This window comes from Haloarcula sp. Atlit-120R, assembly GCF_003665885.1.
Classification (GTDB): Archaea; Halobacteriota; Halobacteria; order Halobacteriales; family Haloarculaceae; genus Haloarcula; species Haloarcula taiwanensis.
In genome coordinates this window covers 1-504 of sequence record NZ_QPLN01000062.1, presented here as the reverse complement: position 1 = coordinate 504, position 504 = coordinate 1, and the positions used below count along the sequence as shown (strand labels likewise).

Annotated in this window: 1 pseudogene; it reads left to right on the top strand. The window is 67.1% G+C overall.

What is annotated here, in order from left to right:
• Positions 1-215: pseudogene (locus tag DVK01_RS21220) on the top strand (ATP-NAD kinase); the annotation flags it as partial.
• Between the last annotated feature and the right edge of the window lie 289 nt (positions 216-504).

The window sequence follows — 504 nt, the reverse complement described above, 5'->3', positions numbered from 1 at the left end:
TCGTCGGCCCGGCCGCCGGGCTCGCGGTCGTTCCCGTCTCGCCGTACGCGACCCAGACGAACTCGTGGGTTCTCCAACCCCCGGTCAGATTGTCGGTCGAACGCGACGACGCGCCCGTCTCGCTCGTCGCCGACGACGAGGTCATCCGGGAAGTCTCTCCGTCGGAGTCTGTGGTCGTCGACCGCGACGGCAGCGTCCCGATGCTGGTCGAGTGAGCGCCGCGTTCGACGCGACTGAGCCGTCGAGCCGCGGCGCTCGACGTGACGAAAATACGTGTTCCTCGTGCGCGGTGCGAAGCGCGACGCGGAAAAACGAGCGTCGCGGGCTTAGACGATGAGGCTCCAGTAGTCCGAGACGAGGAAGAAGAGACTCTGGAACCCGGCGTACAGGAGCACGAGCCCCGCGGCGACGAGCGAGCCGTTCGGGCGTTCGAGCGGTTTGTCGGTGCGGGCTTCGACCTTGCGCGCTTCGAACTCGAAGAAGTCGGTGACGAACATCCCGACG